This is a genomic window from Chryseobacterium sp. CFS15, assembly GCF_031118795.1.
Lineage (GTDB): Bacteria > Bacteroidota > Bacteroidia > Flavobacteriales > Weeksellaceae > Chryseobacterium > Chryseobacterium indoltheticum.
The window spans coordinates 540,975-566,796 of record NZ_JAVHYL010000002.1; the positions used below are offsets into that span (position 1 = coordinate 540,975).

At 33.7% G+C, this 25,822-nt stretch carries 30 protein-coding genes; 17 read left to right on the forward strand and 13 right to left on the reverse strand.

Going from position 1 to position 25,822, the window contains the following annotated elements:
• Window positions 1–36: 36 nt before the first annotated feature.
• Window positions 37–1,245 carry a metallophosphoesterase gene (locus OH814_RS05025; RefSeq protein WP_279195548.1) on the reverse strand — a complete coding sequence of 403 codons (1,209 nt, stop codon included), beginning with the start codon at window positions 1,243–1,245 and terminating at the stop codon, window positions 37–39.
• Window positions 1,246–1,309: 64 nt separating this feature from the next.
• Window positions 1,310–2,377, reverse strand: coding sequence for a 3-oxoacyl-ACP synthase III family protein (locus OH814_RS05030; RefSeq protein ID WP_123884770.1), 1,068 nt, complete (start codon window positions 2,375–2,377; stop codon window positions 1,310–1,312).
• Window positions 2,378–2,477: 100 nt separating this feature from the next.
• On the opposite strand from OH814_RS05030, the gene OH814_RS05035 reads away from it, so the two are divergent.
• From OH814_RS05035 to OH814_RS05070, 8 genes are all read left to right on the forward strand, one after another.
• Window positions 2,478–3,047, forward strand: coding sequence for a hypothetical protein (locus tag OH814_RS05035; RefSeq protein ID WP_076559623.1), 570 nt, complete (start codon window positions 2,478–2,480; stop codon window positions 3,045–3,047).
• Between the two features lie 3 nt (window positions 3,048–3,050).
• On the forward strand, window positions 3,051–3,782 hold the full coding sequence (ubiE, locus tag OH814_RS05040; protein ID WP_308827363.1) for a bifunctional demethylmenaquinone methyltransferase/2-methoxy-6-polyprenyl-1,4-benzoquinol methylase UbiE: 732 nt from the start codon (window positions 3,051–3,053) through the stop codon (window positions 3,780–3,782).
• Between the two features lie 3 nt (window positions 3,783–3,785).
• The gene (locus tag OH814_RS05045) at window positions 3,786–4,568 is read left to right on the forward strand and encodes a porin family protein (protein WP_115621992.1); all 783 of its coding nucleotides are present in this window, start codon (window positions 3,786–3,788) and stop codon (window positions 4,566–4,568) included.
• A 137-nt stretch (window positions 4,569–4,705) separates the two neighbouring features.
• Window positions 4,706–5,008: a hypothetical protein gene (locus OH814_RS05050; RefSeq protein ID WP_076559629.1), complete on the forward strand. Its 303-nt coding sequence runs from the start codon at window positions 4,706–4,708 to the stop codon at window positions 5,006–5,008.
• Entirely contained in the window at window positions 5,008–5,295 is a 288-nt protein-coding gene (locus OH814_RS05055) for a cell division protein ZapA (protein WP_076559631.1), read from the forward strand. Before OH814_RS05050 ends, OH814_RS05055 begins: the two co-directional genes overlap by 1 nt.
• Before the next feature lie 224 nt (window positions 5,296–5,519).
• Window positions 5,520–7,091 carry a ribonuclease Y gene (gene rny / locus OH814_RS05060; protein WP_076559633.1) on the forward strand — a complete coding sequence of 524 codons (1,572 nt, stop codon included), beginning with the start codon at window positions 5,520–5,522 and terminating at the stop codon, window positions 7,089–7,091.
• A gap of 216 nt (window positions 7,092–7,307) precedes the next feature.
• Window positions 7,308–7,496 carry a hypothetical protein gene (locus OH814_RS05065; protein WP_308827364.1) on the forward strand — a complete coding sequence of 63 codons (189 nt, stop codon included), beginning with the start codon at window positions 7,308–7,310 and terminating at the stop codon, window positions 7,494–7,496.
• A 246-nt stretch (window positions 7,497–7,742) separates the two neighbouring features.
• Entirely contained in the window at window positions 7,743–7,934 is a 192-nt protein-coding gene (locus tag OH814_RS05070; RefSeq protein WP_115621993.1) for a hypothetical protein, read from the forward strand.
• Window positions 7,935–7,986: 52 nt separating this feature from the next.
• Here the strand turns inward: OH814_RS05070 and OH814_RS05075 are convergent, their stop codons facing one another.
• A complete protein-coding gene (locus OH814_RS05075; protein ID WP_076559639.1) occupies window positions 7,987–8,454 on the reverse strand; it encodes an acyl-CoA thioesterase in 468 nt (155 codons plus the stop codon).
• Between the two features lie 166 nt (window positions 8,455–8,620).
• On the opposite strand from OH814_RS05075, the gene OH814_RS05080 reads away from it, so the two are divergent.
• Window positions 8,621–8,974 carry an arsenate reductase family protein gene (locus tag OH814_RS05080; RefSeq protein ID WP_115621994.1) on the forward strand — a complete coding sequence of 118 codons (354 nt, stop codon included), beginning with the start codon at window positions 8,621–8,623 and terminating at the stop codon, window positions 8,972–8,974.
• Window positions 8,975–9,225: 251 nt separating this feature from the next.
• Here OH814_RS05080 and gcvT read toward each other — a convergent pair whose 3' ends face one another.
• The 3 genes from gcvT to idi are packed head-to-tail and all read right to left on the reverse strand — an operon-like array spanning window position 9,226 to window position 11,311.
• A complete protein-coding gene (gene gcvT / locus OH814_RS05085) occupies window positions 9,226–10,302 on the reverse strand; it encodes a glycine cleavage system aminomethyltransferase GcvT (protein ID WP_308827365.1) in 1,077 nt (358 codons plus the stop codon).
• A 14-nt stretch (window positions 10,303–10,316) separates the two neighbouring features.
• Window positions 10,317–10,793 (reverse strand): hypothetical protein, encoded by a 477-nt coding sequence (locus OH814_RS05090; protein ID WP_308827366.1) that lies wholly within the window; start codon window positions 10,791–10,793, stop codon window positions 10,317–10,319.
• 8 nt (window positions 10,794–10,801) lie between these two features.
• Entirely contained in the window at window positions 10,802–11,311 is a 510-nt protein-coding gene (gene idi / locus OH814_RS05095; protein WP_115621997.1) for an isopentenyl-diphosphate Delta-isomerase, read from the reverse strand.
• A 240-nt stretch (window positions 11,312–11,551) separates the two neighbouring features.
• Here idi and OH814_RS05100 point away from each other — a divergent pair, with 240 nt between their 5' ends.
• Window positions 11,552–11,956, forward strand: coding sequence for a phosphoheptose isomerase (locus tag OH814_RS05100; RefSeq protein WP_076559648.1), 405 nt, complete (start codon window positions 11,552–11,554; stop codon window positions 11,954–11,956).
• 95 nt (window positions 11,957–12,051) lie between these two features.
• Window positions 12,052–13,011: a D-2-hydroxyacid dehydrogenase gene (locus OH814_RS05105; RefSeq protein WP_308827367.1), complete on the forward strand. Its 960-nt coding sequence runs from the start codon at window positions 12,052–12,054 to the stop codon at window positions 13,009–13,011.
• A 58-nt stretch (window positions 13,012–13,069) separates the two neighbouring features.
• Here the strand turns inward: OH814_RS05105 and mscL are convergent, their stop codons facing one another.
• The gene (gene mscL / locus OH814_RS05110; RefSeq protein ID WP_308827368.1) at window positions 13,070–13,456 is read right to left on the reverse strand and encodes a large conductance mechanosensitive channel protein MscL; all 387 of its coding nucleotides are present in this window, start codon (window positions 13,454–13,456) and stop codon (window positions 13,070–13,072) included.
• Window positions 13,457–13,582: 126 nt separating this feature from the next.
• Between mscL and OH814_RS05115 the strand changes: the two genes are divergently transcribed.
• Window positions 13,583–15,100, forward strand: a complete 1,518-nt coding sequence (locus tag OH814_RS05115; RefSeq protein WP_308827369.1) for an NAD(P)H-hydrate dehydratase — start codon at window positions 13,583–13,585, stop codon at window positions 15,098–15,100.
• A 30-nt stretch (window positions 15,101–15,130) separates the two neighbouring features.
• Here the strand turns inward: OH814_RS05115 and lgt are convergent, their stop codons facing one another.
• Window positions 15,131–15,997: a prolipoprotein diacylglyceryl transferase gene (gene lgt, locus OH814_RS05120; protein ID WP_374990553.1), complete on the reverse strand. Its 867-nt coding sequence runs from the start codon at window positions 15,995–15,997 to the stop codon at window positions 15,131–15,133.
• A gap of 430 nt (window positions 15,998–16,427) precedes the next feature.
• The gene (gene yidD, locus OH814_RS05125) at window positions 16,428–16,670 is read right to left on the reverse strand and encodes a membrane protein insertion efficiency factor YidD (protein ID WP_308827370.1); all 243 of its coding nucleotides are present in this window, start codon (window positions 16,668–16,670) and stop codon (window positions 16,428–16,430) included.
• A 148-nt stretch (window positions 16,671–16,818) separates the two neighbouring features.
• On the opposite strand from yidD, the gene OH814_RS05130 reads away from it, so the two are divergent.
• Window positions 16,819–18,096 (forward strand): replication-associated recombination protein A, encoded by a 1,278-nt coding sequence (locus tag OH814_RS05130; RefSeq protein ID WP_123884781.1) that lies wholly within the window; start codon window positions 16,819–16,821, stop codon window positions 18,094–18,096.
• 54 nt (window positions 18,097–18,150) lie between these two features.
• Here OH814_RS05130 and OH814_RS05135 read toward each other — a convergent pair whose 3' ends face one another.
• The 4 genes from OH814_RS05135 to OH814_RS05150 form a co-directional block, all read right to left on the reverse strand.
• Window positions 18,151–18,585: a hypothetical protein gene (locus OH814_RS05135; protein WP_076559660.1), complete on the reverse strand. Its 435-nt coding sequence runs from the start codon at window positions 18,583–18,585 to the stop codon at window positions 18,151–18,153.
• Window positions 18,586–18,698: 113 nt separating this feature from the next.
• Window positions 18,699–20,825 (reverse strand): DUF2339 domain-containing protein, encoded by a 2,127-nt coding sequence (locus tag OH814_RS05140; RefSeq protein ID WP_308827371.1) that lies wholly within the window; start codon window positions 20,823–20,825, stop codon window positions 18,699–18,701.
• 170 nt (window positions 20,826–20,995) lie between these two features.
• Window positions 20,996–21,691: a hypothetical protein gene (locus OH814_RS05145; protein ID WP_308827372.1), complete on the reverse strand. Its 696-nt coding sequence runs from the start codon at window positions 21,689–21,691 to the stop codon at window positions 20,996–20,998.
• A gap of 190 nt (window positions 21,692–21,881) precedes the next feature.
• Complete coding sequence (locus OH814_RS05150; RefSeq protein WP_308827373.1) at window positions 21,882–22,292, reverse strand: thioesterase family protein; 411 nt, start codon at window positions 22,290–22,292, stop codon at window positions 21,882–21,884.
• Between the two features lie 134 nt (window positions 22,293–22,426).
• Here OH814_RS05150 and dnaA point away from each other — a divergent pair, with 134 nt between their 5' ends.
• From dnaA to OH814_RS05170, 4 genes are all read left to right on the forward strand, one after another.
• Window positions 22,427–23,881: a chromosomal replication initiator protein DnaA gene (gene dnaA, locus OH814_RS05155; protein ID WP_076559668.1), complete on the forward strand. Its 1,455-nt coding sequence runs from the start codon at window positions 22,427–22,429 to the stop codon at window positions 23,879–23,881.
• Window positions 23,882–23,981: 100 nt separating this feature from the next.
• The gene (locus tag OH814_RS05160) at window positions 23,982–24,452 is read left to right on the forward strand and encodes a low molecular weight protein-tyrosine-phosphatase (protein ID WP_308827374.1); all 471 of its coding nucleotides are present in this window, start codon (window positions 23,982–23,984) and stop codon (window positions 24,450–24,452) included.
• Between the two features lie 24 nt (window positions 24,453–24,476).
• Window positions 24,477–25,175: an SAM-dependent methyltransferase gene (locus tag OH814_RS05165; RefSeq protein ID WP_076559672.1), complete on the forward strand. Its 699-nt coding sequence runs from the start codon at window positions 24,477–24,479 to the stop codon at window positions 25,173–25,175.
• A 187-nt stretch (window positions 25,176–25,362) separates the two neighbouring features.
• Complete coding sequence (locus OH814_RS05170) at window positions 25,363–25,740, forward strand: hypothetical protein (protein ID WP_279195540.1); 378 nt, start codon at window positions 25,363–25,365, stop codon at window positions 25,738–25,740.
• Window positions 25,741–25,822 lie beyond the last annotated feature (82 nt).

A 25,822-nucleotide genomic window follows, 5' to 3' on the forward strand; every position in this document is an offset into this window, starting at 1 on the left:
TTGGTTAAAACTTTAAACTAAAAATATTGAACTTTTTTAACCTAATTCAAAAAGAGTAATTTCCGGCAACACCCCAACTCTTCCTGGATAACCTAAAACTCCGAAACCACGATTCACATAAAGCATTTTACCTTCACTTTCGTACAAATCTGCCCATTTCGGATAACGGTATTGTACAGGAGACCATTTTATATTTTTCAAATCTAAACCAAACTGCATTCCGTGCGTGTGACCTGAAAGCGTCAAATGAATGTCTTTAGGATGTTTTTTCACTACGTAATCAAAATGAGTAGGGTCGTGGCTCATTAATATTTTTGTAGCGTCTTGCGGTACGTTTTCCAATGCTTTGTCAATGTCTCCATATTGTGGAAATGGCTTTAATCCCCAGTTTTCGACACCTAAAATGTAGATTTTTTCACCATCTTTTTCAATGATTCGGTTTTCATTACGAAGCATATCAAATCCGGCTTGTCTTTGATAATCAATTAAGGTTTCAAGATTTTTCTTTTGTTCATCCTTAGAATTCCATTTTACATAATCGCCATAATCATGATTTCCTAAGACTGCAAATTTTCCGTCTTTAGCTTTTATTTTAGAAAATAAAGGAATAAAAGGTTTGAATTCATCGGCAACATTATTCACCATATCTCCGGTAAATAAAACTAAGTCCGGATTTTGCTCATTAATTAAATCAATGGCGTGCTGCAATTTGCCTGGGTCAGAAAAACTTCCGCTGTGAACATCTGAAATCTGAATGATTTTATATCCTTTAAAACTTTTGGGAAGGTTGGCAAATTTCACTTTTACTCTTCTCACGGTATGACGGTATTTTCCAAAAGTAATTCCGTCTATGAAAAGTGCAGAAAGCACACCTCCCAATCCTAATCCGATTAAGCTTAGAAACTTGCGCCTTTCGGGGAAAAAGTTTTCGGCAGGTTTAGTGGTAAGTCCTACCAAATAACCTCCTGTTCTGAAGATATCGTCAACCAATAAAAACAGAACAATAAAGACTTTAGGTAAAATAAAAACTAAAAATAAAGAGATCGATATTTGTGCTCTTACCGTACTTCTGTCACTTCTTTGAAAATGAGTTATTTCGTATGCAAGAACGCTGTAAATAGCCAAAGATAAAATAACATAGCCGAGTCTTATCCAGAAATTATCTGTTAAGGTTCTTATTGCCTGAAAAATATAAACTTCTAGAAACAAGAAGATTGCGGCAATGAATAAGAAGTTTTTCTGCATAATAAGGTAAAAAAAAGCACAAAAAATAAATTTCCTGTGCTTTTTATATTTTTAATTAATATTCTTAGGGAAATTTATAAACGATAGCATTAATGTTCATTCCGGCACCTACCGATGTCATCACAATGTTACCTTTATCTTTAAACGAATGACCATTCATTTTTCCTTTAATTATTAAATCAAACATGGTAGGAATTGTTGCCACGGAAGAATTTCCGAACTCCTGAATCGTCATTGGAGATATCGCGTGATCGTAATCTTTGATGTCGTAAAGCTTATGAAGTCTTTCAATCATCGCATAATCCATCTTTGCGTTTGCCTGATGTATAAGTATTTTGTCGATATCTTCAATAGATAAGCCGGCGTCGTCAATAGTTTCTTTAATAGCTGCAGGAACATTTTTTAGAGCGTACTCATAAATTTTTCTTCCCAACATTCTTACATATAGACGTTTTTGATCTGCTTCTTTATTAATTGAAGGGCCGTTTGCAAGATAATTAAGCTCAATGCCATTATCGCAAATCGTATTATGGGCAATAATCCCAACATTTTCTTCGTCAGTAGCTTTTACTACTACAGCTCCCGCTCCGTCAGCAAAAATCATTCTGTTTCTATCGTGAGGATCGGTCACTCTGCTCAAAGTTTCAGCACCGATTACAAGGATTGTTTTGGCAACTTTAGCTTTAATTAAGTTATCTGATAAAATCATGGCTTCTACCCAGCCCGGGCAACCGAAAAGCATATCATACGTAACGCATTTTCTGTTTTTGATACCCAATTTATTTTTTACTCTTGCTGCCATTGTCGGCATAAAATCAGCGTAACCATTTACGGTAACTTCGCCAAAATTACTGGCGTAAATAATATAATCAAGCTCCTCCTGATCTACATTTGCATCTGCAATAGCAAGCTTTGCAGCCTCAAAACCGATTTGTGAATTTGAAAGATCTTCATCTATAAATCTCCTGTTTTCTATCTCTGTAATTTCTACAAATTTTGCAATAGTTTCTTCAGCAGGCTTGTCAATCTTTATACCGTCTTCTGTATAAAATTCTGAATCTAAGAAAAAATCCCTTCCAATTACTCTATTCGGAAGATAAGATCCGGAACCAATAATGATCGTATTTGGCATTCGCTTATGTAATTTTTTAAAGATGCAAAGTTAATAATTAATATTAATAAGAAAGAATTAAAAATATTATTAAATTTGCAAAAATTGTTTCAGCCAATCTATGAAAAACAATCCATCTTTAAAAGGTTTAATTATTGCTGTTGTGGTATTTATCGGTGCTTTCGCTGTGTACAACTTCTTTTTGGCAAAGAAAAATTATTATCTCGTAGATAATCCTACTCCCAATACATATTATTTTAAAATCAATAACGGCTCTGAAGGTATTATTTCGGCAGGTCAGTTTGTGCAGGTAGATTTGCAGAAAGGGAAAAATTCTATCAAGGTTTTTGATCAGAATAAGAAAATGCTTTATGACTCTGCTTTTGAGGTTAATAAAATTCGTGGTCTTTTAAATATTGCCCATAAAGATTATTACATCAATGAGCAATATTATGGGTACAATCTTAAAAAAGATTCATTACTTTTGGCATTGGATAAAACAATGATCGACGGGAAACAATATTATGGGGGGGCCAAACGTTTTAATAAATTATATACAGAAGATTTTTATTATAATGTAGATGAAGATTATGATCAGATGATCAAAAATATTCAGAAAGTAGAATCCCGTACAAAGATTTTCCGCAAGGAGGATTATCTGAATTATTATAAAGAATACTATAAGTTTTAAGTTTTGACAAAAGATATCAACCAAGTAACACCCTACAATTCTGAATCTAGCAAAAAGAGTCAGGTAGAGGATATGTTCGACAACATTGCGCCCAAATACGATTTATTAAACCATGTACTTTCTATGAAAATAGATGTGCTTTGGAGAAACAAATTGGTAAAATGGATGAATAACGACAGCCCAAAAGAAACATTGGATGTTGCCACAGGAACAGGAGATTTAGCTATTGCGGTAGAAAAAGGAACCGGTGCAAAAGTGGTGGGATTAGATTTATCGCAACAAATGTTAAATGTTGGCATTGTTAAAATAAAAAAACTTAATTTAGACGGCAAAATTTCCATGCAAAAGGGCGATGCAGAAAATTTACCTTACGAGGACAATAGATTTGATGCAGTTTCCGTTGCTTTTGGAGTGAGAAATTTTGAGAATCTTACTAAAGGTTTGGCAGAGCTGAGAAGAGTGGTTAAAGAAAATAAAAGTGTTTATATTCTGGAGTTTTCAAAGGTAGAGGGTTTTTTAGGACCATTTTATATGTTTTATTTCAGAAATATATTGCCGGCAATCGGCAGACTGGTTTCTAAAGATAATAGGGCGTACACTTATCTTCCCGATTCTGTAAATGCATTTCCATTTGGAGAAAAGATGAGACAAATTCTTTTAGATACAGGATTTAAAAAAGTAGAATACAAAAAATTAAGTTTAGGTATAGCCACAATTTATAAAGCAACAAAATAACCTATGAATAAATTTCTATTAAAAGCTCTGGTTTTAGCCTCAGTAAGCATTGCAACGGTTGCAAATGCTCAATTTAGAACCCGTAACAGGATGGACAGGTTGGAAGACTTTGACCAGAAAAAAGTCAGTTGGGGGTTTTATCTGAATGGTAATTTACTGGATTATAGAATTGTGCTCAACCCAAGATATGGAATGTATGAAAATTATAATCTAGTATCTTCAAAAGAAAGCACGAGCTTCGGAGCCGGTCTTATTGCCAAGTTCAGACTTAATGATTATTTAGACGTAAGATTAGAGCCAGGTTTGCAGTTTGCTCAAAGACAATTGATTTTTAATACAGATACTAATTCAAGGTATCAGGATGGAAGTTTGACGAATCCTCCTTTTGCTCCGATTGCTTTAACAGAAAAAGACCGAGTGAGAGATATTAAATCTACTTTGGTCGATATCCCTGTAATGTTGGAGTTACACGGTGAAAGATGGTACAACTCGAGACCGTATGTTTCGGCTGGTGTGAATTATATTGTTAATTTACAGTCAAACTCAGATTCTCAGGATGATAACATGCAACAGGTTTTCAGATCTACAACACACAATTTTGCGTGGTCTGCAGAAATGGGAATTCAATTCTATTTTAATAAATTTAAATTAACTCCGGCAATCAGAGGTACATTCTTTATGAATAACGAAATGGTTGCAGATAATGCTACAACGCCTCCATATTGGTCTGCAGCAGTTTCTACATTACAGACAAGAGCAGTAATGTTTGTTTTGAAATTTGAATAATATAATAAAAAATTAATATAAAGAGGAGGTGCCTGGCATCTCCTTTTTTATTTTTGTCAAAATATAGAGACTATTATTTTTGTCGGTACTAATATTTTCCTATTTTTGCTAATAGTTAGAAAATTTATAAACCTGAAATGCTTCAAGAATTAGAAAATAATTTTTCAGAATTAGAGAAAAAGATTTTGAGCCTCCAAAAAAGCCATCAAAATATATCTGAAAAATATTTAGAATTAAATAAAGAGCATGCTGAGCTGAAGACGAAATATGATGAGGAAAGAAAAAAAAATCAGGTATTGGCAGAAGAACAGAAAAATATAAAATTGTATTCAGCAATATCAGGAAATCCTGAACACAACAGACTCATGAAAAACCATATCAACAGATTGGTAAAAGAAGTAGACTTTTGTATTGCACAGCTTCAAAACAGTGGATTATAATGGAGGTAAGGAGAATAACCATCAACATTGCAGGAAGAGTATATCCGCTAAATGTACCCGCAGCAGAAGAAGAAACTTTGCGCAAAGTGGGGAAGCAGATTGAAAATATGATTAAAGATTTTGAACAAAATTTTGATGTAAGAGATAAACAAGATGCTTTGGCAATGTGTGCCCTGAAATTGGGAACCAATGCAGAAGTAGTTGCTCTGAATCATGAAAAAAATATAAAATCAACCAACGAAAGATTAGTGAATATTAATCAGTCGCTGGGTGATATAGGAAAATAGAAACTTTTTCCGGAAAAAACTGCCTACAGTAATTCTAACACATTAAGGTAAACTCAACACTAAACAATTAACGGTCGAAAGTCTTTTCAATGGCGTGCTGCTTTACGCAGATTACAGAGAGAAGAAATCAGATCAAATCGTGGAGATCCGGAGTTTACTCTAAATCACTGAATTACTGTGGGTTTTTTATTTTAAATTAACAAGACAATTAAAACTCAATATATATGACAACAACCGCTATTATTATAGGCGTAATTTGCTTAGTAATCGGTGCAGTAGCAGGGATGTTTTTCTCAAAAAGCTCTCTCAATACCAAGGCAAAATTTATTATAGACGATGCACAAAAAAATGCAGATAATTTAATAGAAAAAGCTAATGTACAAGCTGAATCCATAAAAAAAGAAAAGAATCTTCAGGCTAAAGAAAAATTCTTGGAACTAAAGTCACAGCACGATGCAGATATTCAGGCTCGCGAAAAGAAAATGCAGGACGCTGAAAAAAGAACGAAAGACAAAGAAAATAAGCTGAATGACGAACTTAGCAAAGCAGGGAAATTAGAAAAAGATCTTGACAGACAGATTGCTGATTATGCTAAGAAAAACGAAATTTTAGAGAAAAAGCAAAGCGATCTAGAGCAGGCAACTGCCAAGAAAGTTGAAATGCTTGAGAAAATTTCAAACTATACTGCAGAAGAAGCGAAAGCCGAATTGGTAGAAACCATGAGAGCTGAAGCAAAAACCAGAGCTCAGGCACACGTGCAGAGCATTATGGAAGAAGCTCAGTTGAATGCTAAAAGTGAAGCGAGAAAAATCGTTATTCAGACCATTCAGAGAATTGGAACGGAGCAGGCGATTGAAAATTCGGTTTCGGTATTTAATATTGAATCTGATGAAGTAAAAGGTAGAATTATCGGTAGAGAAGGTAGAAATATCCGTGCTTTGGAAGCAGTTACCGGTGTTGAGATCATTGTTGATGATACTCCGGAAGCTATTCTTCTTTCATGTTTTGATCCGGTAAGAAGAGAGATTGCAAGACTATCGCTTCACAGATTGGTTACTGACGGTAGAATTCACCCGGCAAGAATTGAAGAAGTTGTAGAAAAAACAAGAAAGCAAATCGAAGAAGAAATTATAGAAGTTGGTAAAAGAACGATCATTGATTTGGGAATTCACGGTTTACATCCGGAATTGGTAAAAATCGTTGGTAGAATGAAATACCGTTCTTCTTATGGGCAAAACCTTTTACAGCACTCAAGAGAAGTTGCCAATATTGCTGCGACAATGGCTGCTGAATTAGGATTAAACGTAAAATTAGCCAAAAGAGCAGGTCTTTTACACGATATCGGAAAGGTTCCTGAGCAGGAATCTGAACTTCCACATGCACTTTTAGGAATGCAATGGGCAGAGAAATATGGTGAAAACGCAGAAGTGATCAATGCGATCGGTGCTCACCATGACGAAGTGGAAATGACGTCTCTATTATCTCCGATCATTCAGGTTGCCGATGCGATTTCAGGGGCAAGACCAGGAGCAAGAAGACAGGTTTTGGAATCTTATATCCAAAGACTTAAAGATCTTGAAGCTGCAGCATTGAGTTTTGAAGGTGTTTCTTCAGCGTACGCAATTCAGGCAGGTAGAGAATTGAGAGTAATGGTAGAAAGTAGTAGAATAAACGACGAAATGTCTTCTCAGCTTTCTTATGATATTTCTGAGAAAATTCAGAATGAATTAACGTATCCCGGACAGGTAAAAGTTACGGTAATCAGAGAAACCAGAACTGTAAATATCGCAAGATAATTAAAGTTTAAAACAAGAATATGTATAAAACCTTTCAAGTATTTGAAAGGTTTTTTTAATTTTAATTTTAATCCACATTAAATTACCGTATACATTATTATAGTCTAATTCTGATAATATTTAAAACTTTGATAATATTTTTGATTTTTTGGTTGTGAGTTGATAAATAATATTTAAATTTGATATTCAAACTATATTAATTAAAAAACAAATCACATGGCAAACATTTTAAAAAATGCGAAAAAATTAAAAAAGTCCGATCTTAAAGACATCATCGGAGGAGTTAGCGGAAACCCGGATCTGTCTCTTTGTGGATGCGATTGCTCGGGAGCGGTTACAGGTCCTTACTATTGCGTACAGTATATCGGCTGTCCTCAAGTATACACTTGCAAAGACGTATATTAAAAATAAAAAATAGATCTTCTTTAGTTTTAAGGTAGATTTAAAAATAAAAATATGCATAAAACCTTCTAGTTAATGGAAGGTTTTTTTATTTAAGTCTCAGCCGGTTTAAAAATTATTATGAATTAGTTCGGCTTGTCTTTAATTATGTGTAGAAATTTGGATAATATTTATTGTTTGTTTGCGTTATATTTATAAATAATAGTAAATTCGATATTCAAACTATATTAATAATTAAAATCAAATCACATGACAAACAACATTCTGAAAAACGCGAAAAAACTTAAAAAGTCTGACCTTAAAGACATTGTCGGAGGAATAGGTAAAGTAGGAACTCCGGATTTATCTCTTTGTGGATGCAGTTGTACGGGAGCCGTTACGGGTCCTTTATATTGCACGCAATACATGGGATGCCCGCAAGTGTATAATTGCAAAGACTAAAATATTAAACCCCTTCCACATCTTTGGAAGGGGTTTTTACTTTAAATAATTCTTATAAAAAAGGTTTCATTTCATTTTCAATTTGGGCTCTCAAGTCCATCAGCCTTTTGGCATATTTCTCCTGTTGTTTTTCTTCTTCAGTTTCAGGAACCCATTTGGGAACAGGAAGTTTCTTTCCGTTTTCGTCAACGGCTACAAATACAATGATGCAATGTGTTTTCTTGTCAAAAGTAGGTTGTTTTAGGTTTCTCGAAAAAACGTTGATCGAAATATGCATGCTCGAAGAGCCCGTATAGATTACCTGCGCTTCTACTTTTACTATTTCACCGATCTTAATAGGTTCATAAAAACGAATTCCGCCTACATATACCGTTACAGAATAATTTCCGCTCCAGGTTGTTGCACAAGCGTATCCGGCCTGATCTATCCATTTCATTACACTTCCGCCATGTACATTTCCACCATAATTAACATCTGAAGGTTCAGAAATAAATTGAAAAGTAACAGGTTTGTTATCCATTTTTTTTTAATTTTAATAAAGGTATTTAATAATTTTCAAAATTTTATATTTAGCCTTACTTTTGAAGATTAAATTTTTATCAGTGAAACGGCCATATTTCATCAATAATTGGTTCTGAAATAAAGGTGGCATTTCATTTAACATTAAAAAAATATGTAATTATATTATGAAAAAAGTATTTTATCTCAATACATGCGATACATGCAGGAAGATTTTGGCAAACTTTAATCTTTCAGATTGGGAGCTAAGAGAAATAAAAAAACAACCGATTACCATAGAAGAGCTGGAACAAATGTACAGTATAACTAATTCGTACGAAGAATTGTTCAGTAAAAAATCTACTCAAATTAAATTAAGAGAGCTAGATCCTAAAACTTTACAAGAAAGTGATTACAAAGAGCTTATTTTAGATCATTATACATTCCTTAAGCGTCCGGTTTTTGTTACAGATAAAGAGATTTTTATCGGAAGTGATAAAAAGAACGTAGATGCCTTGAAGGCATTCTTCAGAGCTGATTAATTGTTTTGTCATTGCGAGGAGCGACGAAGCAACCTTTAATTTTTTTTACGAGTAATTTTTTGTTTTAGTGACAAACGCTAAAAAAAAGACAAAAATCCTAGCCCCGATTGCAATGGAAATCCTTTTTTGCAAAAAAAAGATTGCAATGTAAAGCGGGAAATAGCTCCTAAAAAATTGTTTTATAACGAAGCTTATCATAACAAAAAAACCGCAGACTGAATCTGCGGTTTTATATTTTAAAATATTTCTAATTATACGAATGGCATTTTTACCACTTTCGCCGGAATATTTTTATTTCTTACCTGAATAAAGATTTCAGTTCCCAATTTGAAATGCGGTTTATCAACATAAGCGATTCCCAAACCGATTTTTTTCATCGGTGACTGAGTTCCTGAAGTTACTTTCCCGATTACATTTCCTTCTGCGTCTACCACAGGATAATCATGTCTCGGAACGCCTTTGTCTGTCAATTCGAAACCAACCAATTTTCTGGTAACACCTTCTTCTTTTTGTTTTGCGAAAATATCTTTAGAAACAAAGTCTTTATCAAACTTGGTAATCCATCCCAATCCGGCTTCAATAGGAGACGTTGTGTCGTCGATATCCATTCCGTAAAGGCAGAATCCTTTTTCTAATCTTAAAGTGTCTCTTGCAGCCAATCCACAAGGAATAATGCCTTCTTCTGCTCCGGCTTCAATAATAGCATCCCAAAGTTTTTCTGCAGATTCGTTGTTGAAATAAATTTCAAAACCACCGCTTCCTGTGTAACCTGTATTTGAAATGATCACATCGCTTACTCCGGCAACGGTTCCTACAGTGAAGTTATAATAAGGGATTTCAGAAAGATTAGTTTCTGTTAATTTCTGAAGAATTTCAGTTGCTTTTGGTCCCTGAATTGCCAATAGAGACATTTCGTCTGAAGCATTGGTTAATTTCGCGCCGAAACTGTTGTATTTTGAGATATGATCCCAGTCTTTATCTATATTTGAAGCATTTACAACTACAAAATATTTTTCATCTTCCATTTTGTAAACGATAAGATCGTCTACAATTCCTCCGTTTTCGTTTGGAAGACAAGAGTATTGAGCTTTTCCGTTTTCTAAAACATCTACATTGTTGGTCGTCACAAACTGCAAAAGATCTTTTGCACCAGCTCCTTCAACGAAAAACTGTCCCATATGAGATACGTCAAATATTCCTGCTTTTTCTCTTACTGCAAAGTGTTCTTCCGTTACTCCGGAATATTGTACAGGCATTTCAAATCCTGCAAAAGGTACTATTTTCGCTCCCAAAGAAACGTGTTTGTCGTACAATGCTGTTTTTTTCATAGGTAGATTTATTTCTATTTTTTAATTTTAAAACTTTCAAAAGCTTCGTTGAAAACTTTCATATAATTTCCGTTCCAGTGTTTTTGCTGGCAATTGATGCTCACAAGGAAGATGTCTTTGTCTTTCTGATATAATTTTGTCACCCAGAAAAGCTTTTCTTTCTCATCAAAATATTCATACTGATATTCAGAATATCCTTTTTTACTGCCTGTATTTTTTACTTTTTTCTCTTCATCGGGAGAATTGTATAAGGCAAGAATAAATTTTTTAACATCTGTTTTTGGCAGATCCAGATTGTGATATTCTGAGATGGTAATTGCGCCAATCTCATTGGTGGGAAAGATATTTACAATGCCTTCATCATCGGTTGCCTTCCAGGTATCGGGCATAGAAATCGAATAGTTTTCGCTTTCGTAACGTTCTTTGACCAGATCTTGGGAAAATGAGTAGACACTTATCAGAAGTGCCGTAATTAAAATAGATTTTTTCATAATTGTGTTTAAAAATGATGTTTATATTCTTCCAGAATAATTTTAAACCATTCTGTAAATTGCTCGGGATGTTCCGAAATTTCTTTATCTAAATCTTCCGGTGAAATATAGCGCACTTCTTCCACTTCATCAGTATTCAGACTAAAATCTGAATTGTAAGTTCCGCTAAAAACATGATCGAGCTCGTGCTCCCAAAGTCCGCCTCCAACGTCTGCTTTATAAATAAAATGAAATTTTTCTGAAAGCCCGGCATCAATTCCCAGTTCTTCTTTCAGCCTTCTTTTTGCACCTTCAAGATACGTTTCTTCAATTCTTGGATGAGAACAAACGGCATTGGTCCATTGTTGCGGAGAATGATATTTGTTGGCAGCACGTTTCTGCAAAAGCATTTCACCGTTTTCATTAAATAAAAAAACGGAAAAAGCACGATGGAGCAAACCATTAATATGAGCCTGCTGTTTTTCCATTAAACCTAATACTTCATCCTCGGGATTTACTAATACGACCAATTCTTCCATTCCTACAAATTTAAGTTTAAAACGTGATTTTGTAAAATAAATTTTTATTTTTTTTAATTATTTATGAAATATTGGCTTTTGCGGAAGTGAAAAACATTCGCATTATTTATGAAAAATGCAATGAAAGGTTAATTTTTATTATTTTTAAACTTGTTTTTGTGTTAAAATTTTAACATAAACTAAGATTAATATAACTGTTTGAATGATAAAGTGTAACTTTGCGCTTTAAAATTTTGAACGATGGAGCTAGATTATATTGAGCATATCAGTCCGATTCTGAAAGATGGAATTAAAAATTATCTTATCGATATAGACGGAACAATTACAGAAGATGTTCCCAACGAAGAACCCGAAAGAATGGTAACGTGCGAGCCTTTTCCTGATGCTTTGGCAACTGTGAATAAATGGTATGACGAAGGACACCAGATTTGTTTTTTTACTTCAAGAACTGAAAATTTAAAACAGATTACGATAGATTGGTTAGACAAGCACGGCTTCAAATATCACAGTGTTTTGTGTGGTAAACCAAGAGGCGGAAATTATCACTGGATAGATAATCACCTCGTAAGAGCTACAAGATACAAAGGCAAATTTACCGATTTGGTTGAAAAGCAGGTTACAATAGAAGTTTTTAAAGAAGATTAAATCATAGAAAGGATTTAAAGATTAAACGAAAGGTGAAAAACCAGAAATTCTTTTAATTTTTAAATCTTTTTACATTTTTAAATAGATTATTAGGTATGAAAGTTTTAGCAAACGACGGTTTAGATCAATCAGGAGTTGATGCATTAACCGAGAAAGGCTTTGAAGTAATTACAAAAAAAGTTCCTCAGGAGCTTCTTTTAGATTACATTAACGAGCACAAGATCCGTACTGTATTGGTAAGAAGTGCGACGCAGGTGAGAAAAGATATTATCGACAATTGTCCGTCACTGGAAATCATCGGAAGAGGTGGAGTTGGGATGGATAATATTGATGTAGATTATGCAAGAGAAAAAGGAATTCATGTGATCAATACGCCTTCTGCTTCCTCAGAATCGGTTGCTGAATTGGTTTTTGCGCATTTGTTTTCAGGAGCAAGATTTTTGCAGGATTCAAACAGAAAAATGCCTTTGGTTGGTGATACCGAATTTGCATCGCTTAAAAAAGCGTATGCTGCAGGGATTGAATTAAAAGGAAAAACCATCGGAATTGTAGGAATGGGGAGAATCGGTCAGGAAGTTGCCAAAATCGCTTTAGGTTTGGGAATGAGAGTGATCGCTGCTGATAATATGGTAGGAAAAGCGAGTATTAAAGTAACTTTCTACAACAATCAGTTCATCAATGTTGATATAGAAACTGAACCTTTGGAACAGGTTTTAAAACATTCAGATTTTATTACGCTTCACGTTCCGGCTCAGAAAGACGGCTACATGATTGGTAAATCTGAGTTTGAAATGATGAAAGACGGTGTTGCCATCGTTAACTGCTCAAGAGGTGGTGTGATTGATGAAACTGCTTTAATTGAAGCGCTGGATTCAGGTAAAGTAAGGTTTGCAGGTCTAGATGTTTTCATTAATGAGCCGACTCCTTCAAAAGAAATTATTACGCATTCTAAAATTTCTGTAACTCCGCATACAGGTGCTTCAACTTTGGAAGCTCAGGATAGAATCGGGCTGTCTTTAGCAGAACAGATCTCAAGTATTTTGCAGATTCATTAATTTTGAATCTTTAATAATAAACAAAAATGCCGCAGAGATTTTGCGGCATTTTTTTATTTTATATATTATTTTTTGTTTTTAACAAATCTCTGATTTCCATTAATAATTTTTGGTCTTCAGTTGGTCCGGCAGGAGCTGCAGGCACTTCTTCTTTTCTGTTGAGCCTGCTGATTACTTTAATAAGCATGAATAAAACAAAAGCTACAATTAGGAAACTAATTACGGATGATAGAAAATTACCATATTTCACCCCGTTCCAGGAAAGTTCGGCTATATTTTTCACATTCGCTTTTTCTAAAGCAGGGTTTAGAAGCAATGGTGTAATAATATCGTCTACAAATGATTTTACAATCGCACTGAAAGCTGCTCCGATAATAACACCGACAGCAAGATCTACAACATTCCCTTTGAATGCAAAATCTTTAAATTCTTTAGCAAATCCCATAATTTATATTTTTAGTTGTTTTACACAAAAGTATCATTTAAATATAATAATTTTTAAATATTTTTTGGGTATTTTTTTTGCTTTAATCATTATAATATATAATTACACTTAGAAAAAAAGATCCATATGAAAGTTTTTACTGTTGAAAATATCAGATTGGCTGATCAATATACGATTAAGAATGAGCCGGTTTCATCTGTTCAGTTAATGGAGAGAGCTGCTCTGAATTGTGCTGAATGGATTTATTTAAACTGTAAAAATCATACAAAGTTTGCCGTATTTTGCGGAAACGGAAATAATGGCGGTGACGGTTTTGCCATTGCAAGAATGTTGTATCTGAAAGGTTTTGATATAGACGTTTTTATTAATAAGGATCATCTTAAGTTTTCTGATGATGCTTTAGTAAATTATAAAAAATTAAAAGATATTTCAGGAATTTCGCTGAAAGATTTTCATGAGATCGAAAGATACAATTTTGATGAGAAAACAATTATTATCGATGCTCTTTTCGGAACTGGATTATCAAGAAACCCGGAAGGGATTTTCAAAAAAGTGATTGAAATTTTAAATTCAAAAGTTAATCCCAAAATATCAATTGATATTCCATCGGGAATGTTTGCCGATCAAATCAATAATGAAAATGCAACGATATTCAAAGCAGATTACACGTTGACTTTCCAGTTTTGGAAAAAGGCTTTCCTTCATCCGGAAACCGGAAGTTTTACAGGAAAAGTGGTTGTTTTAGATATCAATTTATCTCAGGAATTTATTGAAAATACTTCAAGTAATGATTTTGTAATTGATGATGAAGTCATTAAAAATATTTTTAAAATTAGACAAGATTTTGCCCATAAAGGTACTTATGGTAAATCAATTATTGTAGGCGGAAGTTACGGGAAAATAGGAGCTGTAATGTTGGCTACGAAATCTGCTTTAAAAGCCGGTTCAGGTCTGACGTTTGTCCTCGCTCCCAATTGTGGTTACGAAATACTACAGACAAATGCTCCTGAAGCAATGTTTATGAATGGTGGCGAAAAAAATATTAATCAAATTGAAGAACAGGAAAATACGGTCTACGGAATGGGCCCCGGTCTCGGAACGGAAAAAGAAACGGAAAAAGCATTGGTAGAATTTCTTGAAAATCATCAATCTCCTTTAATTTTGGATGCTGATGCGTTAAATATTATTTCTAAAGACAAGAATTACATGAAATTGATTCCCAAAAAATCAATTATTACGCCGCATCCGAAAGAATTTGAAAGACTGTTCGGTACAACGGAGAACTCATTTGATAGATTAGATTTAGCCAAAACAAAAGCAAAAGACTTGGGGATTTATATTGTTTTAAAAGATCATCACACGCAAGTTATAACACCCTCGGGAAATGTTTTCTACAATATCACCGGAAATTCAGGCTTGGCAAAAGGGGGAAGCGGAGATATCTTGACCGGAATTATCACTTCACTTTTAGCCCAAAAATATTCTGAAGAAGAAGCTGCCGTTTTAGGAGTTTGGCTTCACGGAAAAGCTGCTGATTTTGCTGCCGAAAAATATTCAAAAGAAGCAATGCAGCCCACTGATGTAATTAATGAACTCGGAAACGTCTTTCTCGACTTAAACAAAAAAGCCACAACTCAGTTGTGACTTTCATATTTTTTATTTGATAAAAAAAAATTATTCAGGTTTAGCATTTTCAGCTTCTGTAATTTTGAATTTTTTAGAATAAATCATTATTATAAATCCTGCAATCATGAATGGGATTGATAAAATCTGCCCCGTATTTAATCCTGCAAAAGAAATAAACTCATCGCCTTGAGGCTCTTTCAGGAATTCTACAAAGAATCTGATCGCCCAAAGAATAATGAAGAATAAACCAAATAGCCAACCTTGCTGATACTTTTTATCAGTTTTCTTGTATAAAACCCAAAGTAAAATGAATAATAAAACGTAACCGATTGCTTCAAATAACTGCGTCGGATAACGAGGAACGGTAATTCCGTATTCACTGCTTTGTTGTGGGAAAAGTAAGGCAAAAGGAGAATTAGGATCAACTGGTTTACCAACGATTTCAGAATTGAAGAAGTTACCCATTCTCACAAATGCACCTCCAATTGCAACCACGATTCCAAGTCTGTCATATACCCAAAACGGATTTTTCTTGATGATTTTAAATGAATAATAAAGCGTTGTGAAAATTAATGCAATTGTAGCTCCGTGACTCGCCAGTCCTGAAAATCCTGTAAATTTTAACCCATTTTTTGTACTGATCGGTAAAAATACACTCCAAAAATCTTCTTTGAATAGTTCAGGCTGATAAAAAATAACGTGCCCCATTCTTGCTCCCAAAATTGTCCCGATTAAAGTCCATGTAAAAAGAGGTTCAAGATATTTAAGGTTTACATTATCCGTATTAAACATTTTGGTCATTAAGACATATCCCAGACCAAATGCGAAAATAAACATCAAACTGTAGAAATGAAGCGTTATCGGTCCCAATTCAATTCCTGAAGTAGGATCCCAGATTTTAAAAGGTGTTTCCAAAGATACGGTATCAGCTGAAGCAATAGGTTTTTCAGTTCTTACCACATATTTTAGCGTTTCGATATTATCAGCAGTTACAGGAACATTGTCTATCAGCTTAAATTCTTTATCGAAAAATTGATATTTTGCATTTTTATAATTAGCCAAAATCATCGAACTGCTGATAAAACGTGATTTTTCAACATTAGATTTGTTGAGGATAACCAAAGTGCTTGGGTTTTTATTAACCTGTGCAAAAGAATCTAGCTCATAAGGTTCTGAAGTTGCAAAAATCTTCACAGGAATATCTTGGGAATTGACCTTTAAAGTTCCGTCTGATAAACCATCTTTATAGTATTGTGAGAAAAAGCATTGCGAAATCAATGCAAATGCAACAAGATAAGTTCGAAAGAGAATAGTACTCATTTTTATTTGTTTATTATTGAATAGTTTAATTTTTTGGAGGAACCGGATCATAGCCGCTTCCGCCCCAGGGATGACATTTTGAAATTCTTTTTACACCCATCCAAAATCCTTTAAAAATGCCGTGTACCTGCAGAGATTCTACCATATAATGCGAACAGGTAGGTTCGTATCGGCAATTCTTGGGAAGTAAAGGCGAGATAAACCATTGGTAAAATTTAATGAGAATTACCAAGGGTGAAGTAATGATTTTATTAAATGAAGGTTTCAAAACATTGCAAAAGTAGGGTAAAAAATTGAAATTTAGTTTAAATTTGTTTGAAGTTTCAGACGGTAAACAGATGATCCTTCGGATAGCTTAATCGGTTTTTTCATTTCTGTTTACTTTCACAAATATTTTAAATTCAAATAGATAAATCTTGAATCATAATACTCCTTTAGCAGAAAGATTAAGACCGAAAACCTTAGATGAAGTTTTGGGGCAGGAGCATCTTACCGGTGAAAAAGGCACAATCAGAAAGATGCTGGAAAACGATGCCTTAAATTCTCTTATTCTCTGGGGGCCACCGGGAACTGGAAAAACGACTTTGGCAGAAATTATTTCTGAAAAATCAGGAAGGAAATTTTTTAAACTTTCGGCTGTTTCTTCGGGGGTAAAGGATGTGCGTGATGTGATAGAAGATGCAAAAAAACAAAATCTTTTTTCAGGAAAGTCTCCGATTCTATTTATTGATGAGATACACCGTTTTAATAAATCTCAGCAGGATTCTCTACTTCATGCTGTAGAAAAAGGCTGGGTGGTTCTTATTGGCGCAACTACCGAAAATCCTAGTTTTGAGGTGGTTTCTGCATTGCTTTCGAGAAGTCAGGTTTATATATTGAAAGCCTTAAGTCACGAAAAGCTGGAAGAGCTTATTGATATTGCTTCAGAACGATTTAATAAAGATGAAAGAACTGATTTTAAGATTAAAGAAAAGGAGGCTTTCATTCAGTATTCCGGTGGTGATGGCAGAAAGTTGATCAATTCTGTAGAGTTGGTGCTTAATCAGTTTAAAAATTCAGACAATAAAGAGATTTCCAATGATGATGTGATGTCGGTTCTTCAGGAAACGATGGCGTTGTATGATAAAAATGGAGAGCAGCATTACGATATTATTTCGGCTTTTATTAAATCGATGCGCGGAAGCGATCCTAATGGTGCAGTTTATTGGCTTGCAAGAATGATTGCTGGCGGAGAAGATATTAAATTTATTGCACGAAGAATGCTTATTCTCGCCTCGGAAGATATTGGTCTGGCCAATCCGAATGCTTTGGTTATTGCCAACAGTTGCTTTCAGGCAATTAATGTCATCGGGAATCCTGAAGCAAGAATTTTATTGAGTGAAACGGCTATTTATCTTGCAGTTTCTCCAAAAAGCAACTCGGCATATGCTGCGATTAATGAAGCTTTAGCGTTTGTAAAGAAAACCGGGAATCTGCCTGTGCCTTTGCATTTACGAAATGCTCCGACGAAGCTGATGAAGGATTTAGATTATGGTAAAGAATACAAATATGCCCATTCTTTTGAAGGTAATTTTGTGGATCAGGATTTTTTGCCGCAAGAAATAAAAGATGCTAAATTCTACGAACCAGGAAATAATGCTACCGAAAAGAAAATCTACGACGAACTAAAGAAAAAGTGGAATAACAAATATTAATCACAAAAAACGGATGCTCGAAAGAACATCCGTTTTTAAATATAATTTGATTTTTTATTTTGCTGTAGTTGTAATAAATACAGATTTTACACCATTGTAGTCTTTAACTTCTAGCTGCTGTACAATTCCTGCATAAATTCTCATATTCGTATCCTTGAATTCATAACCTTCAATGATTACAGGAGTGTCTTTAGGAAGGTTGCTTTGCTCATTATACTGAGATAAGCTTGCATTGTCTAAAGGACCTAGATTGTTTTTTAACTTAACCTCAGAAAGCCCCTGATCTGCTATAAAACTAAATTTTTTCAGTTTTTGAGGTAAATTGGCAGCTTTATATGCCTGCGTACTTTGTACATATTCTTTTTGGTTTTCAAACAATGTTGTTGTACCCACCATATCTCCTGCAACGGCAAATTTTACTGTCGTATTTTTCTGCGCAAATAATGTTGCAGAAGCGAAGATCAACAGAGAATATAGAAATTTTTTCATAGTTAATAATATAAGTGTTAAAAACGTGATAAATATACTTACTTTTTGTAAAATATCAAGTGAATTTTTAAAATAATTGTAAAATGTTGATTAATATAGTCTTTATAGTAATTTTAAATCTCTTCATCGGCCGAGTTTTCATCTTTTTCAACAAGATTTTTTAGCATGTTTTTAAATTTTTGAAACATAAAAGAGCTCATCAATAAAATTATACCTAAAATAATAAACGCTATAATTCTTGAAACATTATCCATTTGCCAGACATCAAAAAGATATAGTTTGAGGATAGTAATCCCAAGTAAACTAAAGCCTATTTTATTAAGCTCCGGAATATTCTTTTTAAGACCTGCAAAAATAAAACTGCAGGATAAAACAGCCCAAATAATAGGAAGATAAAGAACCCGGAAGTGTTCTTGGTGTTCAAAGAGATTTTTATAATTACTATTATTTGAGAAAATATAAATTCTGTACAATTCACAACTTACAGAAATAATACATACAAATGATACGATCCAGTAGCTTGTTTTCTGTTTTAAAAACTCCGATTTTGGAATCAGCTTTATAATGAAATACAGCAGCGGCAACAAATATATTAAATGAACCCAATAAAAACTAAGACCAATTTCTTTTGATAATACTGCATTTACGATTTGTGAACTTGAAATATGTGCTATAAACAAGAGTAATGCTCCATAAATCAATAGGTTTTCTAAATTTTCTGAAATGCTTAATTGATTCTTTATGCTTAATAATAAACACGTAAAAACAATGCTGTACAAAAAGCTGTATGTAAGAATGATGACAAGATGCAATGATGAAAGCTGGTAAATCAATTCAAACAGAATAGAAAGATATATAACGCCAAAGCATAAAATTTTAAAAGTATTTTCAAAAAACTCGGTATCACTTTTTTCTTTAGACTCTTTTTTAAGTAAAATTAAATTGAAAAAGCAACTTGCAATAACAACCAGACTTGTCAGAAAAACAGGATTGAAAACGACGGTTAAATGTTTTTCATTATCAATATATTCCGTCCAGGTCATCATTTGCGATAAAATAACCAACGGAAAAAGCAGGTAGAAAAATACTTTGAAAATGGTGTGATTAGTCTTTTTCCAGATGTACAACAAAAGTGAGGCTTCTATTGCCCAAACACTGGTGATGAGGTGGGTTTTAAATTGTAATGCCACCGCCAAAGTCAAAAGACTGATGCTGATTCCTGCAAAAACAGAATAATTTCTTTCAAACTTTTTATTCTGATATTCTCTGAAAGCAAAAAATAAATTGATCAATGCAAAAGCGAGCGGGAAAATACTTAGCGGTTCGTATCTTAAAACATTAAATATATAAACCAGACCAATGATACTCGTGAAATTAATCAAAACCAGCATCAAAATATCAAGCTTTGAAAGCATGTTGTATTTAAAATAATTCTGAAGCGCAAATGCATAAAATATAATATACGTAACGATGTAAAATATAATAGTGGTAAGATCAGTTTTCTGAATAGTCCAGAAATAGAGATAGATTCCTGTAAAAATAAAAGCGATCCAGCCGACACTTTTCCAGTTTTTAAGATAAACAGTAATCAGCATTCCTATATTTAAAAAAGACAGATAGGTAAAAAGGAAAATGTAATTGCTTTGCCCGGTGCTGATCATTAACGGAGCCAGAAAGCCACCGAACAATGAAAAAACAATCAGTGTTTCACTGTTGTAACGGTACGAAAGAAATATGGAAAGCAAAGTAATCGCGCAAGTGATAAGAAATGCGGTATTCTGCGTAAACAAATGATATTCTCTGAATGCAATCGTGGTCGTAAAATAGAGCACAGCAAGTCCGCCACCCATAATTATAGATGAGAAAATAGTATAGTTTTTTCTGATGAAATGCGCAGCGATGATAAGAATAAATCCTGCCAGAAAACCAATTCCCATTCTTGAGTTCTCACCAATCCAGTTTTTATCGATGGCGTATTTCACAAAATAGCCTATACCTAAAACCAAAGTAAAGATGCCAATAATCGTAAGGATATTGTTTTTGATAAAATCAAAAAAAGGAACCAGCCAGTCTTTTTGAATCTCTTGTTCTGTTTCTATACGATCTGTAGAGGTAGCAGTAGATGTAAAATTATAGCTGGTTGCTTGTGTAGGTAAGATAACTTCCTCATTTTCTGTTTCCCTTATTTCCTGATTTTCCTGAGATTCTTTTTTTGATAAATCGGAAATCTGCTTTTCCAAAATTTCAATTCTCCGATTAAGTTTGTAATAAACCCAAGAGACAAGAATGATTAATATGAAGATTAGAAGTAAAAGGGAAGTCATAGATTTGATTTGTTATCAAAAATACTTAATTACAACGAGAAACTTTAAAAATATAAAAATCCTGACCATAATGATAATTCTTAAAATCAATCTGAAATCTTATAAATAATAGCAGAAGTGTGAATGTTATTGCTCAGCAAATCGATATTTGTATTATCCGGATTCATATGAAAGCTGATCTCGTCACCTGCGGAAAAACTAAAGACAGAACTGATCATGGCAGTACTCGAAAGAATGCTTAGTGAAGCTGCATTTACGACACTGAATTTGGTCTCTTCTATCATTGTGGCTCCGTTGAAAACGCCTATTCTGGGGTAGCCGCTTACTGCCAAAGTACCTGCTTGTATCCCGTCACCATATTTATAGATGAACTTTACAGCATATATTCCATTAGCTGGAACGGTATATACATCGTTTGTAAGGTTAAAAGCAGATCCCGAAAATGTAGGACTATTGAGAAAATTTATTTTCTGGTATCCGTTATTTGATGTCAACCCTAAATCTGCGCCGTTGCCTATAGCTTCTGCTTTTGCGATCGAATTATTTGTAGATGAGCCAAGCGCAGATGCATCAATAGTTTTTACTTCTTTAGATATATTGTCGATCATCAAGAGTTTGTGTCCGTCTACTACGGCGGAATTTGGTGTTGCCCGGATTTTTAAATTTCCGTTGATGTCAAGTGTTGCAGAGGGAGTTTCTGTATTAATACCGACATTCCCTGTTTGTGCATATACACAATAAAAAATTGTGATAAAAACTAAGATTAAAAAGTTTGTTCTCATAACTCCTTTTTTTATTATTAATACTTGATTTAAAAAAAACCGCATATTTAAATATAATAAAAAACCGCATATTAAACAAGTTTTTCATTAAAATAGTTATATTTTAATACTTTTATTTAGGTATAATTTAATTATTATGTTAAATTGTTAACTAATTGATAGTTTTAATATTTTAAATTAAATGTTTTATTTAAGCCTTCCAGTTTTCCTCAATTAATGTCATTAAAAAATCAGGACATTTTATTACTCTGTTGGTTTCGGCACTTAAAAAGAAAAGGGTAGTAGAGGCTTCGGTGATTTTAACGCCTTCCTCATTGTAAATTTCATATTCAAATTCAATTCGCACTCCAGGAAGTTTTCTCATAAAAGTGTGAATTTCTAATTTTTGATCGTATAATGCTGGTTTTAAATACTTAATTTTATAATCGGAAACCGGAAGCCAAATTCCCTGCTTCTCTATCTCATCGTAAGAGATTCCGATGCTGCGAAAAAGTTCAACGCGCCCCAATTCAAAATATGTAGCGTAATTGCCGTAGTAGACGTATTTCATGGGATCTGTTTCTGCGTAACGTACTCGTAATGAGTGTGTTGAGTGTATCATTTTTATCTCTTAATTATACATACAAATATATTTTTAAATAATCAATACACGAAATATTTTTTTTTGAAAATAAAAAATGAGACCTTTGTCTTCCTCCTAAAACGACTAACCAAAGCATTAATCAGGGCATAAAAATGGATGAAAATTTAATGATGATATGGCAGAAGTGCCTTCAGTTTATGCGAGATAATCTTAACGCAGCTGAAGATAATTCTGATCTTAAAAAACTTGAAAAATCTTTCGATTTACTATTCGACAAAGTACAGCCAATTTCATTGGTTGACAATAACCTTACGTTGATGGTTCCGAGTGATTTTTACAAAGAATATATTGAAGATAACTATCTGTCATTGCTTTCTGCTGCCCTAAAGAAAAATATTGGTAAAGGCGTTAAACTTTGGTATTCGGTAATGGAAAACAAGCCAAGCGGCTTAGAAAAACCGGTTACCATGAATATGAAAGGGAAGTCTGTTCCCACACCAAAAATTCAGGAAACAATGCCTCAGGGGTTTTCCGGTAATATTGTAAATCCTTTTGTAGTTCCAGGAATCAAAAAAGTAAACATCGATTCTAATCTTAAAGCAGATTTTTCTTTTGATAATTATGTGGAAGGTGAAAGCAACAAATTTGCTTCTACCGTTGCACGATCAATTGCTAAAAGACCGGGAGCAACTGCTTTTAACCCTTTGTTTTTGTATGGAGGTTATGGGGTTGGTAAAACACACTTGGGTCAGGCTGTAGGTCTGGAAGTGAAAAGCCAATTTCCTGATAAAGTAGTGCTTTATTTATCATCTGAGAAATTTATCCAACAGTTTATTTCGGCTGCTAAAGCTCATAAACAAACAGAATTTGCCAATTTTTATCAAATGGTAGATGTGTTGATTATTGATGATATTCAGTTCCTTTCCGGGAAATCTGCAACTCAGGACAGCTTCTTCCATATTTTTGATTATTTGCATCAAAACGGAAAGCAGATCATCCTGACTTCAGATAAAGCTCCTGTTGATATTATGGATATTCAGGACAGAATTGTTTCCCGTTTCAAATGGGGACTTTCTGCAGAAATAAAATCTCCGGATCTCGATACCCGTAGACAGATTATTGTTGATAAATTGAGCAGAGACGGTATCGTTCTTACAGATGATATGCTCGATTTCCTTGCTGCAGAAGCAAAAACCAATGTAAGAGAATTGATTGGTGTTATTAATTCTGTAATTGCTTATTCAACGATTTATAAATCAGATTTAAGCCTTGAATTATTAAAGGAAACTATTAATAAAATTGCGGCTAATCAGAAAAAGATCATCAATATTCCTTATATTCAGGATGTGGTTTGTGATTATTTCGGAATTAAAAGAGAGCAGCTTTTATCTAAAACTAGAAAAAGAGAAATTGCACTTCCGAGACAATTGGCAATGTATTTTGCAAAAGAGTTTACCAACGCTACTTTCACAAAAATAGGTGAAGAAATGGGAGGTAAAGATCACTCAACGGTAATGTACGCCTGTGAAACGATCAAAGACGTTTCTAAAATTGATAAGGAAATAAAAAAATATGTAAAAGAATTGACAGAAAAAATAAAACATTAATTCTGTACAACGATATTATAGAAAGGAGAATAAGCTTATTCTCCTTTTTTTATTTAGTTTTGTTAACGAGTTTTTTTAAAAATTTTTTAAATATATTAACATGAAAATCTTAATGGTCTGTCTCGGAAATATTTGCAGAAGTCCTTTGGCAGAAGGGATTATGCGATCAAAATTACCAGATAGCTTTTTTGTAGATTCTGCCGGAACCATTGATATGCACAAAGGAAGCAATCCCGATAAAAGATCGGTGAAAACTGCTGCCAAATACGGCATTGATATTTCAAAGCAATGTTCCCGCCCCATTACGACTGAAGATTTAAATCATTTCGATAAAATTTATTGCATGGATCTGAGCAATTTTGAAAATGTAATTTCTTTAGCTCAAAATGAGGAACAGCGAAGCAAAATTTCATTATTAATGAAAGCAGCAGATCTTAATCATGCTTCAGGTGAAGTTCCCGATCCTTACTGGAGCGAGCTCGACGGTTTTGAAAAAGTCTATCATCAGTTGGATGAAGCCTGCGAAAAAATTGCCCAAAAACTTCGCATTTCCAAAACTCAAAACTCATAATTTACAACTCATAACTTATTACAAATGCTTTTCCTACTTCCCGCTTATCTTTCAGAAAATACTTCAATCAGCCATTTTTCGCCTGTGATTAAAGATTATATCATGCAGACCGATTATTTTTTTGTTGAAAATGAAAAAACCGCAAGAAAGGTTGTGAAGTTTTTTGCACCTGAAAAAAAGCAGTCAGATTTGAAACTTTTTTTGTTGGATAAATACACGGAAAATGCCGATATCAAAGAAGCTCAGGATAGAATGCTGAATGGTCAGGATTTTGGTCTTCTTTCTGAAGCAGGGCTTCCATGCATCGCAGATCCTGGGAATTTAATTGTAAAATGGTGTCACGAAAAAAACATTAGAGTCATTCCTATTTCTGGCCCTTCATCTATTATATTAGCTTTAATTTCGAGCGGATTCAATGGTCAGGAATTTACTTTTAATGGATATTTACCGATTGATAAAGGTGAAAAGAAGAAAAAGATTCAATTTTTGGAAAGTGAGCTTCAGAAAACAGGCTATTCTCAGATTTTCATGGAAACACCTTATAGAAATAATGTGCTTTTTGAAGATTTAACCAAATTTTTATCACCCAACACAAAGCTTTGTATCGCAGCAAATATCAACGATCCTGACCATGAATTCATCAAAACAAAGACTATTAAAGACTGGCAAAAAGCTAAACCGGAATTGCATAAAATTCCTGCAGTGTTTGTTTTAGGGAAATAATTGATGTTCTATAATCTCTCGCAGATTAAGCAAATTGAGCAGATTTCTATTTATTAAAAGATCTGCGTAATCAGCAAGAATTGTGTAATGTGCTTTTTCTTTGCTAAAATAATAATTTAACAGCCATTAACACATCCTTAGCATCATTCTTGTCTATTCAGATATATAACTTTTAAAAAATCATATTATGTCTGAAAAAAAATTAGCTGGTTTATGGATCGATTCTCAAAAAGCGGTAGTTGTAAAAAATCACGATGCACAGAATGCATTCAAATTTTTTCTTTGCAGTCCGGTGAAAGCCGTTATCCAGCACGGTAATTCAAGTGAAAATGCAGGTAACAATGCTGAGCAAACCAATAAGATTAAATTCTTTAAAGAAGTAGAAAATCTTCTTACGAATTCTGAAGAAGTTTTGATTACCGGACCGGGAAATATTCAGGAAGAATTAAAACATTATCTTCATGATACTGCTCAATTTAAAAATTTAAAAATAACTTTAGAAACGTCTCAGCAAATGTCTGACGAACAGGTTTTAGAAACTGTAAAATCGCATTTTAATGCTTAATACGGTTTCATCTAAATAAAAAGATCCGAATATCATTTGATATTCGGATTTTTTATGATGTTGAATTAGGTTCAAATTATTC